14 protein-coding genes and 5 tRNA genes are annotated in these 16,828 nt (G+C 44.0%); all 19 read right to left on the bottom strand.

The window, feature by feature from the left end; all coding sequences use genetic code 11:
- Positions 1-401 precede the first annotated feature (401 nt).
- Positions 402-1,292, bottom strand: a complete 891-nt coding sequence (nadC, locus tag KDM92_RS17720) for a carboxylating nicotinate-nucleotide diphosphorylase (protein ID WP_212685697.1) — start codon at positions 1,290-1,292, stop codon at positions 402-404.
- Between the two features lie 8 nt (positions 1,293-1,300).
- The gene (gene nadA, locus KDM92_RS17715) at positions 1,301-2,434 is read right to left on the bottom strand and encodes a quinolinate synthase NadA (RefSeq protein ID WP_212685696.1); all 1,134 of its coding nucleotides are present in this window, start codon (positions 2,432-2,434) and stop codon (positions 1,301-1,303) included.
- Positions 2,435-2,563: 129 nt separating this feature from the next.
- Positions 2,564-2,656 (bottom strand) — tRNA-Leu (locus KDM92_RS17710).
- Between the two features lie 71 nt (positions 2,657-2,727).
- Positions 2,728-2,801 (bottom strand) — tRNA-Cys (locus tag KDM92_RS17705).
- Positions 2,802-2,903: 102 nt separating this feature from the next.
- Positions 2,904-2,979 (bottom strand) — tRNA-Gly (locus tag KDM92_RS17700).
- A 34-nt stretch (positions 2,980-3,013) separates the two neighbouring features.
- Positions 3,014-3,089, bottom strand: a tRNA-Gly gene (locus KDM92_RS17695).
- 35 nt (positions 3,090-3,124) lie between these two features.
- Positions 3,125-3,200: transfer RNA gene (locus KDM92_RS17690), tRNA-Gly, on the bottom strand.
- Positions 3,201-3,243: 43 nt separating this feature from the next.
- Positions 3,244-3,840 carry a CDP-diacylglycerol--glycerol-3-phosphate 3-phosphatidyltransferase gene (gene pgsA, locus KDM92_RS17685; protein WP_189346745.1) on the bottom strand — a complete coding sequence of 199 codons (597 nt, stop codon included), beginning with the start codon at positions 3,838-3,840 and terminating at the stop codon, positions 3,244-3,246.
- A gap of 113 nt (positions 3,841-3,953) precedes the next feature.
- On the bottom strand, positions 3,954-5,843 hold the full coding sequence (gene uvrC / locus KDM92_RS17680; RefSeq protein ID WP_212685695.1) for an excinuclease ABC subunit UvrC: 1,890 nt from the start codon (positions 5,841-5,843) through the stop codon (positions 3,954-3,956).
- On the bottom strand, positions 5,836-6,249 hold the full coding sequence (gene acpS, locus KDM92_RS17675) for a holo-ACP synthase (protein ID WP_212685694.1): 414 nt from the start codon (positions 6,247-6,249) through the stop codon (positions 5,836-5,838). Before acpS ends, uvrC begins: the two co-directional genes overlap by 8 nt.
- Positions 6,246-7,004 carry a pyridoxine 5'-phosphate synthase gene (gene pdxJ, locus KDM92_RS17670; RefSeq protein ID WP_212685693.1) on the bottom strand — a complete coding sequence of 253 codons (759 nt, stop codon included), beginning with the start codon at positions 7,002-7,004 and terminating at the stop codon, positions 6,246-6,248. The genes acpS and pdxJ overlap by 4 nt, the downstream gene beginning before the upstream one ends.
- A complete protein-coding gene (gene recO / locus KDM92_RS17665; RefSeq protein WP_212685692.1) occupies positions 7,001-7,822 on the bottom strand; it encodes a DNA repair protein RecO in 822 nt (273 codons plus the stop codon). Before recO ends, pdxJ begins: the two co-directional genes overlap by 4 nt.
- A gap of 24 nt (positions 7,823-7,846) precedes the next feature.
- The gene (gene era / locus KDM92_RS17660) at positions 7,847-8,752 is read right to left on the bottom strand and encodes a GTPase Era (protein WP_189346740.1); all 906 of its coding nucleotides are present in this window, start codon (positions 8,750-8,752) and stop codon (positions 7,847-7,849) included.
- 4 nt (positions 8,753-8,756) lie between these two features.
- Entirely contained in the window at positions 8,757-9,611 is an 855-nt protein-coding gene (gene rnc, locus KDM92_RS17655) for a ribonuclease III (RefSeq protein WP_212685691.1), read from the bottom strand.
- A gap of 9 nt (positions 9,612-9,620) precedes the next feature.
- A complete protein-coding gene (locus KDM92_RS17650; protein ID WP_212685690.1) occupies positions 9,621-10,019 on the bottom strand; it encodes a DUF4845 domain-containing protein in 399 nt (132 codons plus the stop codon).
- Between the two features lie 15 nt (positions 10,020-10,034).
- The gene (gene lepB / locus KDM92_RS17645; RefSeq protein ID WP_212685689.1) at positions 10,035-10,931 is read right to left on the bottom strand and encodes a signal peptidase I; all 897 of its coding nucleotides are present in this window, start codon (positions 10,929-10,931) and stop codon (positions 10,035-10,037) included.
- Positions 10,928-12,721, bottom strand: a complete 1,794-nt coding sequence (lepA, locus tag KDM92_RS17640) for a translation elongation factor 4 (RefSeq protein WP_189346736.1) — start codon at positions 12,719-12,721, stop codon at positions 10,928-10,930. The genes lepB and lepA overlap by 4 nt, the downstream gene beginning before the upstream one ends.
- Before the next feature lie 197 nt (positions 12,722-12,918).
- Positions 12,919-13,737 (bottom strand): tRNA pseudouridine(38-40) synthase TruA, encoded by an 819-nt coding sequence (gene truA, locus KDM92_RS17635; protein ID WP_212685688.1) that lies wholly within the window; start codon positions 13,735-13,737, stop codon positions 12,919-12,921.
- A 72-nt stretch (positions 13,738-13,809) separates the two neighbouring features.
- Positions 13,810-16,500, bottom strand: coding sequence for a motility hub landmark protein FimV (locus KDM92_RS17630; RefSeq protein WP_230408416.1), 2,691 nt, complete (start codon positions 16,498-16,500; stop codon positions 13,810-13,812).
- Positions 16,501-16,828: the final 328 nt, after the last annotated feature.

Raw genomic sequence — 16,828 nt, 5'->3', positions numbered from 1 at the left:
GTCGCTATCACTATCAAGTGCCCACATTTATTGACTGTTAATTGTTAAAGATCTTCAATTCTTTTCTGCTTTTGCTTCGAAGCGTTGTGTTCGTCAGCAGCAGAGAAACGAGATTATGCAGCACTTCCAACTTCTCGTCAACCCCCTGTTTTTTATTTCGCTTAAATCGTTTCTTACTACTCGATTTAAACACCAGGAAAATCAACGTCTTACTGCTTGCATTACTCTTATTTCACACCCGCATTTCTACGGGAGGCGAACTATAGCAAACCCTTCACTTCCTTGGCAAGGCTTATTTCGCCATACTGAATAAATTAAATAATTCGAATAAATCGTTTAAAACTTCCCATAAAAAAAACGCTCCACAATTGGAGCGCTTTTACATCAAGATCAAATACAAATTAAGATTGAACCCGTAATGAAAAATCAATCGCGCGAATATCTTTAGTCAGTGCACCAATTGAAATACGATCAACACCAGTCTCAGCAATCGCACGCACTGACGTCAAATCCACTCCACCCGATGCCTCCAACAAGGCGCGACCAGAATTTACAGTCACAGCCTCGCGCATCATTGACGTAGTAAAATTATCCAATAGAATCGAAGTCGCCCCTGCATCCAATGCTTGACGCAATTCATCTAGAGACTCAACCTCAATTTGCACACTAATTTGACGATCATATTTGGCTGCAACCTCACCTGCACTGAGCAATGCTGACGCAATACCGCCCGCTGCAGCAATATGATTTTCCTTAATCAAAATTCCGTCATACAAAGCCAATCGCTGATTCTTACCGCCGCCAACACGCACCGCATATTTTTGCGCCAGACGCATACCCGGTAAAGTTTTACGCGTATCTAAAATAGCAGCAGATGTTCCCTCAATTAATTTCACATAGCGACGAGTAGCGGTCGCAACACTCGACAACAATTGCATAAAATTGAGCGCACTACGTTCCGCAGTTAATAAACTACGTGCTGGGGCTTGAATTTTACAAACGATCGTATTCGCACTCATCAGATCACCTTCAGCATATTGCCAGTCAATCACAATCGAACTATCAAGCGCAAACATCACAGCATCAAACCAAGGCGCACCACACAACACAGCCTCTTCACGCACCAAAACATGCGCAACAACTTGCACGTCGGCCGGCACAAGCTCACCCGTCAAGTCACCACTTCCAACATCTTCAAGCAAAGCAAGCGCAACACTCGCACTTAGTGCTTTCGACAAATCCGAATCAAAAGGAGCAAATGCATTTTGTAAATTTGTATTTTGAACACTCATAACATCCCTTATGCTGGGCCAACACCAGAAAACAATTTTCCATCCTGAGCCAAATCACCACTCGCCTTCACGTTCGTTTTTCGAGCAGCGGCGAAATCCAACATACGATCAATTGACAACTTTGCCTTTCGCCCAATGACGGGATCAACTTGGATTTGATTTTCACCAGTTTCTAACACATGCAAAAGATTACGCAGTCCGTTCATCGCCATCCAAGGGCAATGCGCACAGCTTTTACAGGTTGCACTATTCCCCGCCGTTGGCGCCACAATAAATTTCTTGCTTGGCGCAGCCATTTGCATCTTATGCAAAATCCCATTATCAGTCGCAACGATAAACTCTTGCGCATCCATAGTTCTTGCAGCATTAATTAATTGGGAAGTAGATCCGACCACGTCTGCCAAAGCAACTACCGCCGCCGGAGATTCCGGATGCACCAAAATCTTCGCAGCAGGATGAGACTCCCTCAAAATCTCTAATTCGATACCCTTAAACTCATCGTGAACGAGGCATGAGCCTTGCCACAGCAACATATCAGCGCCAGTCTGTTTTTGGATATAACTCCCCAAATGTTTATCGGGAGCCCACAGAATTTTTTTCCCTTGTGCATGCAGATCGGCCACAATATCCAAGCCCACACTCGACGTGACCATCCAATCAGCACGCGCCTTTACCGCTGCACTTGTATTTGCATACACAACGACCGTGCGATCAGGATACTCATCACAAAACGCAGCAAATTCAGCAGGATCACAACCAAGATCCAATGAACAAGTAGCATCCATATCTGGCATTAAAATCGTTTTTTCGGGGCTGAGAATTTTGGCTGTCTCACCCATAAACTTCACACCAGCGACAACCAAAGTTTTTGCTGCATGATCTCGCCCAAAACGCGCCATTTCCAAGGAGTCAGAAACACACCCACCCGTTTCTTCAGCAAGATCCTGCAAATCAGAGTCAACATAATAATGCGCCACCAAGACGGCCTGCTTTTCTTTCAGTAGATCTGCAATTTTCTTCTTTAATTGTACTTTTTCATCTGCTGTTGGCATATCCGGCACACGCGCCCAAGCTGATGCAACACAACTACTACCCACATCCATCTGAGGACGCTCAAACTCAATTACTTTTGTCGCTTCCATATCAACTCTCAAAGAAAAATCCAATTTAACAGATAAAAAAAAACCGCACTTCCTTAAAAGTGCGGTTTTTTTAAATTTTTAATATGGCACGTAGACCGAAACTTCTTTGGACTGCTTAAAACATACTAATGGTGCCCGAGGCCGGAATTGAACCGGCACGCCCCTTTTACGGAAAGCGGCGGATTTTAAGTCCGATGTGTCTACCAGTTTCACCACTCGGGCACTCAACTTGCATCTAGCAATTTGCTAGCTTGTTACTTCATGATAGTTCGAAACTTAACTATCAAAATTCTTGGAGGCGGGGGTCGGGATCGAACCGGCGTCTACGGCTTTGCAGGCCGCTGCATAACCACTTTGCTACCCCGCCAAGGGTTGCTATTTTGCTTGAACGTCGACTCTTAAGTCACCATAAACAAAAAGCGGAACAACTTTCGAACAAAAAAGGGAAGCTGTGCTTCCCTTCGGAATCTGGAGCGGGAAAAGAGTCTCGAACTCTCGACCTCAACCTTGGCAAGGTTGCGCTCTACCAACTGAGCTATTCCCGCATTGCAATACTAAACTTCATTGCCGCAAAAAACTTGGAGCGGGAAAAGAGTCTCGAACTCTCGACCTCAACCTTGGCAAGGTTGCGCTCTACCAACTGAGCTATTCCCGCATTGCACTACTTAAACATCATTACCGCAAAAAACTTGGAGCGGGAAAAGAGTCTCGAACTCTCGACCTCAACCTTGGCAAGGTTGCGCTCTACCAACTGAGCTATTCCCGCGCTGCGACAACAGCCGTGCATTATATAGCACCTGCAAAAGTTGTCAAGAATTATGATCTATAAGATTTCCTGCTTTTTCTTTGATAAGGGGCCATGCTTTTTGTAAATAGTAAAACATCGACCATACAGTAAGTACTGCTGCGATCAACAACAATATACGTCCCCACAATATCGTATCTATGAAGCCAAACAGCTCTCCGTAAAACAGCAGCATGGGAATAGCGATCATTTGAGCCGCTGTTTTAATTTTCCCTAATGAACTTACCGCCACCGATTTCGATGCACCAATTTGCGCCATCCATTCACGTAAAGCAGAGATTGTAATTTCGCGCCCAATAATAATGAAGGCAATTACCGCGTTGACACGATTCCATTGGACAAGTACCAAGAGTGCACCAGCGACCATCAATTTATCGGCGACTGGATCTAAAAATGCACCAAATGCTGAAGTTTGATTCCAACGTCTAGCTAAAAATCCATCAAACCAATCAGTTACCGCCGCAACGATAAAAATCAATGTCGCAGCAAGATTCTTTTCGTAAGGAGAAAGAATCGAATCTGGCAAGTAGAAAACTCCTACCACCAGAGGGATAAGAGCAACGCGTAACCATGTTAATAGAATGGGGAAATTGAATGGCATTTTTATTGGTCAATAGAGATTTCGCTACATTATATTTTGCCTGAGACAGACTCACACAAATAATTTCACATTTCAACTAAGCAAATCAAAAATTTACGTATGAACCGCCTCAATTAACGCAGACGTTGATAAATTTCTTCCGCCAAAACGCGAGAGATTCCATCCACCGCCATTAGGTCCTCTACACTTGCGTCTTCAACACCTTTTATGCCGCCAAATCGCGCCAGTAATTTTTGACGACGCTTTGGTCCAATGCCATCGATATCTTCCAACTTAGAAGTTTGGCGAGCCTTGGCACGCTTTGCTCGCATTCCAGTAATCGCAAATCGGTGGGCCTCGTCTCGAATCTGAGCAATCAACATTAAGGCTGCAGATTCTTTCCCCAGCTCTTTCGGTTCTCGCCCATCGACAAATACTAATGTTTCTAAACCGACCTTACGCCCTTCGCCTTTTGCGACACCCACAATAATGCTGGTATCAAGACCGAGTTCAACGAACACTTGACGAGCTACCTCAACCTGCCCTTTGCCACCATCAATCAACACGATATCCGGCATAATCGCCTGCAGATCAGATGACTCTTCTGCAGTATTCGCAAACTTTTCAAATCGACGATAAATCACTTGACGCATCGCCGCATAATCATCGCCAGGCGTGATATTTTGAATATTAAAACGACGGTATTCACTGTTTTGCATGGCATGGTGATGAAAGACGACACAAGAAGCTTGCGTTGCCTCACCCTGCGTGTGACTGATATCAAAACATTCGATGCGAAATAAATCTATGTCAGCGATCTCAAGCTCCATCACATCGAGCAATGCTTTTGTGCGCAACTGCTGAGTACCTTGTTCAGATAATGCGCGAGCCAAAGCAAGTCGAGCGCCCTTCTCTGCCATATCTAACCACGCGCGCTTGGTTTCTTGTGGCTGAAAACTCAGATGAATCTTATGCCCACACTGCTCCATTAATGCGAGCATCAATTCTGGCGCATCAATTTCGACATTCAAAATAATTTGATGAGGAATAAATTGATCGATGTAATGCTGTGCCATAAAGGCGATCATCACTTCTTTTTCTATTCCATCGTTCGGCGTTGTTTGAAGCAACTCGAGATGACTTGGAAAATAAGATCGGTCACCCAAATGGCGGCCACCTCTGACCATCGCCAAATTCACACAAGCACGACCTCCTTCTACGACTACCGCGACGATATCAATATCCGCGTCGCCCGCGAGCTCCATACTTTGTTGATGCAGAATTTTTGACAATGCAGACATTTGATTACGCACCACCGCAGCTTTTTCAAATGCCAGATTTTGCGCATATCCCAGCATCTTCTGTTCTAGCTTCGCTAAAACAATAGATTGACGACCACGTAAAAAATTCGATGCATCCTCAACATCAGATTGATAATCCTCTGCAGAAATCAAATCGACACACGGTGCACTACAACGCTGAATTTGGTGCAGCAGACAGGGGCGGGTTCGATTCGAAAACACACTATCTTCACAACTACGCAAAAGAAATATCTTCTGCAACAACTGCATCGACTCTTTCACCGCCCAGGCGGACGGGAACGGCCCAAAATAATGATGTTTCTTATCAATTGCGCCGCGAAAATAAGTCATACGCGGCGTCTTCTCCTGCGTAATTTTTAGATAGGGATAAGATTTATCGTCACGAAATAAAATGTTATAGCGAGGCTTGAGTGCTTTAATCAAATTATTTTCGAGGATTAAAGCCTCAGCTTCACTTCGAGTAACGGTAGTTTCGAGACGCGCAATCTTCGCTACCATCATGGCTATTCGCGGACTGCTCAGATTTTTTTGAAAATAACTAGAAACACGTTTTTTTAAATCACGCGCTTTGCCTACGTACAAAACCTGATCATTCGTATCAAAGTAGCGATACACACCGGGCAAATTTGGTAGTGCAGCGACTAATGCAAGCACATTATCCAACGTCGATTCGGAGGTATTAGATACGCTTGCTTTACTCATTTAAGCCTCTTGGCACATCTTGTTCGACAATCACATAGGCGATAGCAAACTCGTCTTCATCTGAAATGGATAAATGTGCGACCAGCGAACGAGCTTGCATCCAAGCCAGCAATTCACCTTCACATTGAAAGTGCGGCCTACCAATTTGATCACTACAAATCTGAACTGAATACCAGTTCATCGGATGCCGCACACCCAATCCTATCGCTTTTGCGAAAGCCTCTTTCGCCGCAAAACGCGTTGCCAAGTACAAAACTGCACGACGCGAAGATTGCGCCGCGCGTTCTTGATAAACTAATTGCTCATCAGTACCGAGAATTCTTTTTACAAATCGGTGTGGATGACGCTCCAACGCTGCTTGAATACGCGAAATCTTGATGATATCGGTACCAATTCCGAATATCATTTAGCGTCCAATCGCGCCTTTACCATTAAGGCTTTCATATCAGAGATTGCTTTTTGCCAGCCAACAAAAACCGCCTGCGCAACAATGGCATGACCAATGTTCAGCTCAGAAATTCCGCGAATCGCTGCAATCGCTTGGGTATTTGTGTAATGCAATCCATGACCGGCATTTACTTTCAAACCCAAACTCAATGCAAAATCAACGCCCTTCGCAATGCGAGCAAGTTCCCGCTCTTGCTCGGTATCTAAGGTCGCATCTGCATAACGTCCAGTATGGAGTTCAATCACTGGCGCGCCAATGTCTTTCGCCGCTTGAATCTGCTGATTATCCGCATCAATAAACAAGCTGACGCGTATCCCTTCTTGCGTCAATTGCTTACAAGCGACTTCAACTTGTTTGTAGTAACGAATTACATCTAAGCCACCTTCAGTCGTAACTTCTTCTCTTCGCTCGGGCACCAAGCACACATCTTGTGGTTTGATTCGACAAGCAAAATCAATCATCTCTGGCGTCACTGCCGCTTCCAAATTCATGCGCGTTAATAAACGTGGGCGAATTTCTTCCACATCGCGATCTTTGATGTGACGTCGATCTTCGCGCAAATGCAAAGTAATACAATCTGCACCTGCTTCTTCGGCTAACAGTGCCGCTTTCAAAGGCTCTGGATAAATAGTGCCACGCGCATTTCTAAGCGTTGCCACATGATCGATATTAACGCCCAGATCAATAGTCTGTGTTTGTCCGTGTATATTCATAGCTTATGTAAATCAATTAAAATTTGACGTGTATTCAGCGGAACGCCATGCAAATGATAGTGCAGCAAAAATCGCATCAATTGTTTGCTTTGCGCTTGTGTTTGCGGATCAGCATAATTGCCAATCGACATATCTAGCAAAGTCTTACCTCTGACATTTGGAATTTGTTCAACTTCGCCCACTTGACGAACCCCCACACCCGGTTCCAGCACATACGATTCGTCTGGAACAACACTGCCACGCGTGTTAATACAATAAGTCAGATCACCTAATAATCCAGCCTGCTGCAAGAGTATAAGCTCGAACTTACGCAATACAATAGCTGGCGCTTCATTATGCGCGAGTTGGTTCAAGCTCGACACATACAAGTCAAATAGCGTCACACTTATCTCATCACGCAACAAGAACTTTACCAAGAGCTCATTAAGATAAAAGCCACACAACAGAGCAGATTTCTCTAGCGGCAACATTCCCCCAACCCACTCTGCAGCAGTCAAAGTACGAACCTCGGATTTTCCTGTCCAAGAAATATTTAATGGCTGAAAAGTCTGTAAAACGCTGCGCAAGGCTGAAGTCGGACGCTTTGCGCCTTTTGCAACAAGCGAAACCCGTCCAAACTCTCGAGTAAAGACATCTACAATAAGACTAGTTTCCTTGTAGGGATAAGAATGCAGCACAAAACCGGGCTGATGAAGAATGCGAAGCTCTTTGTTAGTTCGCGACGGAGTTACGAACGCACTTTGATTAGTAGCATTACGTTCGCTGGTGCGTGTCCTACGTTTAGGATTCGTAAGCACGACTTTGACTTCTTTATTCAATCATATCTCACTGATGGAATGCGCTTACTCGTAACCGTAGGCACGCAAACCTGCTTCGTTATCGGCCCATCCAGATTTCACTTTCACCCAGATTTCCAAATACACAGGGCCACCGAACAATTTTTCCATGTCTTGTCGCGACTGTGTCGAAATATCTTTGAGGCGAGCACCTTTGTTACCAATTACCATCGATTTGTGTCCATCTCTATCGACCAAAATGGCGACGAATACGCGGCGCAAATTTCCTTCTTGCTCAAATTTCTCGATCAATACAGTACTTGTATAAGGCAATTCATCACCAACAAACCGGAACAATTTTTCGCGCACAATCTCAGTCGCCAAAAACTTCTCACTGCGATCAGTAATGTCGTCCTCACCAAAAATAGGCGGATTTAATGGCAAATACTTACGCGTCTCGCGTTCCAGATTATCTAATTGAAATTTAAGTGTCGCTGACACAGGAACGACTGCCGCAAATGGGAACAAAGACATCACTTTCTGCGCAAATGGCATCAAAATCGCTTTATCTTTTACTCTATCGGACTTATTAATCACCAAAATACATGGCACATTTTTTGGTAACAGATCAATGACCTGCTGATCAGCCTGCCCAAACGTACCTGCTTCAATAATAAACAAAATAACGTCCGATGCCATCAGGGTATTCGTGACTGTGCGATTCAAAGTACGATTAAGTGGATTCGAGTGACGTGTCTGAAATCCTGGCGTATCCACATACACGTATTGTGTTTGATCTTTGGTCTGAATCCCGGTAATACGGTGACGCGTAGTCTGCGCCTTGCGCGAAGTAATACTTACCTTTGCTCCAATCAAGGCATTCATCAAAGTCGATTTGCCGACATTAGGACGTCCAACTATCGCGATATAGCCACAGCGATATTCAGGATTTTCTAAAATTTCATTAATCATCAATTTACTTTTGTATGGTCAGCGGAAGTGAAACATCCAAAGACAATTGCTCATCGTGCTGATTCACAATCGATTGCGCGGTTTGCTTTTGATCATTCGCAGCAGCAGTCGATTGTATCGTCGCTATACCTGCTAACTTCAATTGCGAAGTGCGTGGTTTTGATTTTTTGTTGGTGGGCGTTTTTGACAACAACTTAACAACTGTTTCCAAAGCCAATTTAGCTGCAGCTTGTTCGCCTGCGCGGCGACTACCGCCGGTACCAAACACTTGCACCTCTAATTTCGGAACCAGACACTCAATCTCAAATTCTTGATTATGTGCAGCGCCATGCGTGGCAACTACATTGTACTGAGGCAAAGCAATCTTCTTACTCTGCAAGAATTCTTGCAATAGAGTTTTCGCATCTTTACCCAAAGTAGTAGGATCAACCGAGACCAAGATTGGCTCATACAAGGACTTGATCACTTTGCGTGCGGCTTCAAATCCGGCATCGAGATAAATCGCTCCAAATAAAGCCTCTAGTGTGTCGGCCAATATCGATGGTCGGCGGAAACCGCCTGACTTTAATTCGCCTTCACCAAGTCGCAAAAATTGAGAAAGCTCCATTTTTTGCGCAATCTCAAACAGTGATTGTTGCTTCACCAAATTTGCACGCACTCGCGACAAATCCCCCTCGTCGATACTATCAAATGTATCAAACAAAATCGATGCAACGACACAGTTAAGGATAGAGTCTCCCAGAAACTCAAGACGCTCATTGTGAGAGACGCTATGACTGCGGTGTGTCAATGCTTGCTGCAAAAGTGCAACATCATTAAATTGGTGCCCCAAACGCTTTTGCAACAACTGTTCGTTCATAAAGCCAACTTATTCCTGTTTCTTTTGAGGCTGTGAATTTTTCGCCGTACTTCCTTGGTATTCCAGCAACAAACTTGCCGGACCTACCAATGGAATTTTTTTAGTATAAAAAAATCCGATTTCTAAACCAGTCTCGCTCTTCTCAATAATCAAATCTCGACCTGTAATCGACGTAATATAACCAACGTCAGCCTGTTTGTTAAACGCGGACTGAATTTCAGAGGCAGAATTACTATTCAACAACTTAACCGAGGTAATTGCCTTCTTTATCGACATGTATTCAATCACGGTCGGCGCAATTTTTGATGCCAAAACGACTAATACAGCCAAAATGCCAAGAACAAATATCAATCCAACTAAAGACATTCCACGACTTTTGGGGCGAGCTAATTGTTGATATGTACACATCGTATTTCTCCAATTTTATTGAAAACTACCAACTCTCTTTAAATCACTGAAATTCATCCAAATGAAAAAAGCTTTACCGACGATATTCTGATCAGGCACAAAACCCCAAAAACGACTATCTTGACTGTTGTCTCGATTATCACCCATCATAAAATAATGACCAGCAGGAACTTTACAAGTAACTCCCTCAATTTCATAAATACATTGATCGGCATAGGGAAAATTTGCTTCACCAAACATTGCGATACCGGCTGGACGATCATCATCGTTGAGAATACGATGCGTCAAACTGCCAGACTTTTCATTAAATTGCTTTGAATAACTCAGCTGTGGTCCTTCATGTAGAAATTCAGGTTGCGACTCGTATTGACTTTCGACACCATTCACAATTAATTTTTTGTTTTTGTAAACAACAGTATCGCCAGGTAGTCCGACAATCCGCTTAATATAGTTTTGGCTCGGATCTTTTGGAAACCTAAACACCATCACATCACCTCTCTGAGGCTCATTTACGGAAATGATCTTTTTATCTAGGATAGGAAGTCGAATACCGTAAGTAAACTTATTCACCAAAATAAAGTCACCAACATACAGCGTTGGCAACATTGAACCCGATGGGATCTTAAAGGGTTCAAACAGGAATGAACGCAATACAAAAACTAAGGCAATCACAGGAAAGAAACTACCGGAATACTCAACCCATACTGGTTGACGCATCATACTCGCTTCCAATTGAGAACGGCTTGCCTGATCCAAATTGCCGTTTTTTTCCAACTCTTGCAAAGCAGCAGAAACATTTGCTTTTCGCTTAGGTAATAAGACAAAGCGATCGAAAGCCCAGATTACACCCGTAACCACCATCAAAACAAATAGAATCAAAGCAAAATTGCTGATTAAGGATTGAAAACTCATTTCTCTTCCACCTGCAAAATTGCCAAAAATGCTTCTTGTGGAATCTCCACAGAGCCCACTTGTTTCATACGCTTCTTACCTGCTTTTTGTTTCTCAAGTAACTTGCGCTTACGGCTGATATCACCACCGTAGCACTTCGCCAAGACGTTCTTACGCAAAGCTTTCACATTTTCACGTGAAATAATATTGGCACCAATCGCAGCTTGGATTGCCACGTCAAACATTTGGCGTGGGATCAACTCGCGCATCTTAGCGGCAACTGCGCGGCCTCGATAATGCGCATTGGCACGATGAACGATAATCGCTAAGGCATCGACCTTTTCGCTGTTGATCAGCATATCAACTTTAACCACATCTGAAGCACGATACTCTTTGAACTCATAGTCCATAGAGGCGTAACCACGTGACGTCGATTTCAAACGATCAAAGAAATCCAACACGATTTCCGCCATCGGCATTTCATAAGTTAACTTAACTTGACGTCCGTGATAACTCATATCCATTTGCACACCACGCTTAGAAGTACAAAGCGTAATCACTGAACCGACATACTCTTGCGGCATGTACAAATTTACGGTTACGATCGGCTCGCGAATCTCTTCGATCTTCGACGGATCTGGCATCTTTGATGGGTTATCCACCATCAACACAGTGCCATCACCCATCTCAACTTCATACACGACAGTTGGCGCTGTCGTAATGAGATCCATATCAAACTCACGCTCTAATCGCTCTTGCACAATTTCCATGTGCAACAAGCCAAGGAAGCCGCAACGGAATCCAAATCCCAAGGCCTGCGATACTTCAGGCTCGTACATCAGCGCAGCATCATTGAGTTTTAACTTTTCAAGTGAGTCTCGCAATGCATCATATTGATTAGCTTCAACTGGGAACAAGCCTGCAAACACCTGCGGTTGAACTTCTTTAAAACCTGGCAGAGGTTCGGCAGCAACGCGCCCCACTGTGGTGATCGTGTCACCGACTTTAGCGGCTTTTAATTCTTTGATACCCGCAATAATAAAGCCCACTTGTCCCGCGGACAATTCACTACGGCTGAGCGACTTTGGTGTAAACACACCGACACTTTCAACCAAATGCTGCGCTTCAGTCGCCATGAACAAAATTTTATCTTTTGGACGCAAAGTACCGTTTACGATACGTACCAACATCACAACGCCAACATAATTATCAAACCATGAATCAATAATCAGGGCTTGTAAAGGCGCATCTGGATCACCTTGTGGCGGTGGTACTTTCTGAATTAAGGATTCCAAAATATCACGAACACCAAAGCCTGTTTTGGCAGAACAATGCACCGCGTCACTGGCTTCAATCCCGATTACCTCCTCAATTTCATTAATGGCGTTATCGGGGTCAGCGGAAGGCAAATCAATTTTATTTAAAACAGGTACAACTTCCACACCTAGCTCAATCGCAGTGTAGCAATTCGCCACAGTTTGCGCTTCAACACCTTGCGATGCATCTACAACGAGTAAAGCACCTTCACAAGCGGATAGAGAACGACTCACTTCGTAACTAAAGTCGACGTGTCCAGGTGTATCGATCAAATTCAAATTGTACATTTGACCATCGAGCGCCTTATACTGCAACGCTGCAGTCTGCGCTTTAATCGTAATTCCACGCTCACGCTCAATGTCCATAGAATCGAGAACCTGTGCTTCCATCTCACGGTCGGACAGACCACCGCACAGCTGAATAATACGGTCCGCCAAAGTCGACTTACCGTGATCAATATGAGCAATAATTGAAAAATTACGAATGTTATTCATTAGATAGACTAAAACCGATTACAAAAAAGGCGCCAATACTGGGCAATTTCCCCAGGCTAGCGCCTAAAAATTGGGTTATGCAAAAACAACATTTTACCGGATTTCACCTACACCTGTCTCAAATTCCTTCAAGCAAGATCAAAAGCTTACAACTTAGCTAAACTTAAAAGCAGTGAGTAGGACAATTTAAACTGGAACTAAAACGACAATCCGTATGGGAGATTCTCACATCGTGCTGGTGGCAAGTCCCATTTATCCTCGTAATCAATCTTTGCGAGATACAGACCATCTGGCATAAATGTTGGGGCAGACAAACTTCGGTCTCTAGACTCTAACAATTCTCGAATCCATACTGGGTCTCTGCGCCCCATTCCAACAAAAATCAAAGAACCGACAATATTTCTCACCATGTGATGCAAAAATGCATTCGCACGCAAACTGAACACAATTAGCTCTCCTTGTTGACGAATTTTTATTTCGTACATGTGCTTCACTGGCGATTTTGCCTGACATGCAGCAGCTCGAAACACGGTAAAGTCGCGCTCCCCTAACAAATATTCGGCTGCTTCACGCATAGGCTCTAAGTTCAGAGGTCTAAAAAACCACCCAGCTCTTCCAGACCAGGTTGGAGAGCGAATACTCGAGTTATGCAACAGATAATGATACGTGCGTGAATACGCACTGAATCGCGCATGAAAAGCATTCTCATCCTGTTCATCCACTTGAATTTCCTTTGCCCAACGTACCGCAATATCTGGCGGCAAGAAAGCATTCACACCATTCACCCAAGAATACATCTCACGCTGTAATGGGGTATCAAGATGAACAACTTGTTCAATCGCATGCACACCCGCATCTGTACGCCCAGCGCACATGGTCTGAATTGGGCTCTTTGAAAATTTCTGCAACGCTACTTCCAAGATATCTTGCACGGTATTGCCATTGGGCTGCGTCTGCCAGCCTTGATAAGCAGTTCCTTGGTATTCAACACCCAAAATAATTCTATTCAATGACATCAATCCGCTGCGCTTAAAATAAAAATGGGCGCTGACAACATGCAGCGCCCTTTTAGTTTGCAAATATAATTTCTAGCTCAACTCTTCGAGCATTTTTTTCGCTTTATCAACTTGCTCGCTAGATCCGCCCTTAATCACTTCATCTAACAATTCTCTAGCGCCTTCTTTATCGCCGATTTCACGGTAAGCGACAGCCAAATCAAGCTTAGTTGCCATCTCCGCATTATAAGGCGAAACATCTTCAACAGAATCGACTGATTCTATTGGCGCCGCGTCTGCCGCATCCAAACCGAAATCTAACTTAACCTCTTCTTGCATCATCAGCGGTGCTTCTTTAATTGGTTCTTGAACTTCATCTACTGACACAAAATCCAAGGACCCAATATCAAACTCCTCTTGCGCCTCAATCGCTGGACTTTCGTTTGATAATGCCAACTCCACTGGCTCCTGAACAGCAGGCGCAGCTTCAACTGGATCATCTCCACCCAAGTCGAAATCGATAGACCCGAAGTCGATCACTGGCATTTCTTCTTCGACTGGCGGCTTAATTGAACTTACCGCATCAATTTCAGGCAAAGTAACTGGGAACTCTTCCGATTCACTCTGGTCATCTTGCTTTTCTGCGATATCCAAATCAAAGTCCAAACCATCATCTAAAGATGCTTGAGCTGATTCGGATTTATCATTCTCATTTGCTGCCTCATCCGATAGTGCAGACGCAGTGTCAATAATACTGATCGACTCCAACATATCCTCTGACAAGGAATTTTCCAACAAGGCTTCTGGGTCGAGATCTTCCAGTGGTTGAGTTGGCTGACCCAAGCCTGCACCAGCATAAGCTTCGAGCTGCGCACTTGCGCCAGCATACAATGGATTATTTGGATCCAAGGAAATACCCATTGAAGCAGCTTGCCCCCAGTCCTCACCTTCACCACGGGTCATGCCGTACAACTCACCAGCAAACAACTCAAATGATCGCAAATCTTTGCGACCAAAATAAATCTCTAAGAGTTTTAGGCGTACCGCGTGACGATCTGGCTGTGTCTTCAATGCTTCCTTCAGAATTTCTTCTGCTTGAGAATCTCGTCCATAAGCGATATACACATCTGCCTCAGCTACCGGATCAACTTCATTCGCATCTAGCTGACTAGCTGAAGGCGCAAAATTCGAATTGAATACACTATTATTGGTATCAACACTTTGCCCGCCAGTAGAACCGAACATGGAGTTTGCCTTTAGGCTAGATCCAGTCAATATACTATCTTCAAACTGATGAGATACCTTTTTCTTACGCGAAGAATAAATGCCGATTGCACCACCCAGCGCAGCCAGCAAACCAGCTGCGATTAAATATTTAGAATCAAACCATGAGGATTCTTCCTCAACTACTGGTGGCGGAGGCGGTGGCGTGCGCTTAGGCTTCGCTGCACTTGCCGCAGCACTAGCAGCGCTAGCAACTTGAGTACTTGATGCAGACGCACTCTCAGCTTTGCTTGCACTTGATACTGCACTTGATGCTGTACTTGTTGCAACTGAAGCAGCAGATGCTGATGCACTCATTGCAGCAGGTTTCGATGCAGAAGCAACTTCACTCGCTTTCGATGCGCTGGAAGCACTTGCGGCACTCGCAACCGCTGGCGCAGCTGTTTTGGATGGCATCGCCAACAACTTATTTAACTCACCAACATTTTTCTCTAACTCTTTAACTCTTGCATTGGCTTCTGCAAGTGCCTTATCTTTAGCAATACGATCTTCTTCTGAAAACCCTTTTGCAGGTGCACTTTTAACTCCAGCTTCGGCTACTTTTGACAATTTTAACTTATCGAGCGATTCATTTGCGGCAGTTGGCACTTCCTTCACTTTTGCAGTGATTGCACCACTAGCGGCTTGTTTCTTCTGGGCGATAGATTCTGCTGGAGCCGTTAAAACTTGGCCAGCAAGCTTATTTCTGTACGCATTAAAATTTGCTGAGTGTGTTTGCACCACTTGACGAGCTTCGCTACTTGAACTGACTTTCGCTTCCTCAGTTTCAGGAATCGTCAAAATCTGTCCTGCCTTGAGACGATTCATATTGTCGCCAACGAACGCTTGTGGATTCGCGCGGTAAATACTTACTAGCATTTGATCTAACGAAACGCCATTCAAATTTGACGAAGCAATACGCATCAAGGTATCGCCTGGTTTCACCCGATATTGGCGACCATCCGCATTGGCAGATTTACTAGGAGCAGTACTTTTAATTGGCGTTTTTTTTATGCTTTCAGACTCTTGATTGGCAGTTAAAACTTTCGCCTTTGGCTCTGCGCTTGCGATCTGGCCTGAAGCAAGACTTTTTGCACTAGAACCACTTGGATTTACCACTTGCGCAGATTGGCCTGTCGATAAGTCAACTGGATCTAACAAAAAAGTATATTCACGAACTAATTTGCCATTACTCGCATTCATTTCCAAAAGAAAATCAACCCAAGGCTCATTCATGGCTTGCGTCGAAGTGACGCGGATAATATAGGAGTTGCCACGCTGTTCAACAGCGAAGCGCAAAGACAACAATGCTGGGTTAAACTCGATATTCGCTTGTCTAAAAGCTTCAATTGACGCCAATTTCGGCACCAGAGAATTGATTTCCTCTTTATTTGGTGAAGTCAACTCTATTTCTGCCCTGAGCGGCTGACCAAGTGAGGATAGTACTGTTAACTTTCCCAAGCCCGTGGCATATGCATTTGAGAAGACAAGTAATGAAGTTAAGGCTGCTGCTTTAAGCATCTTACTTCCCAAAAAACTTATCGGTAAGTGTTTGTAATTATGCATTTTTAGAACATTTCCTGGGAAATTTAGTCAACACAAAATTGCTGCTGAATCAAGCAAAATTGCTCAAACGAAAGGTATGTTAGCCGAAGATAACATTACCCTACTTGTCGCGCAAGCTTAACGTGAATTCTAGATATGGTAAATACATTAAGAGCGGAATTAGCACTTTCATAGCCAATTCGTTGTTACCACTAGACAATTTTCAGCAACAATAAAATAAACAAATAAAAAAAAGGAATGAAGTTCATTCCTTTTTTATTGCAACCTTTGACAAATAAAGTTA

Source organism: Affinundibacterium baiyunense (assembly GCF_018139645.1).
GTDB classification, from domain to species: domain Bacteria; phylum Pseudomonadota; class Gammaproteobacteria; order Burkholderiales; family Burkholderiaceae_D; genus Undibacterium; species Undibacterium baiyunense.
Note: the sequence above shows the minus strand (reverse complement) of the source record. Positions and strands in the feature narration are given on the sequence as shown.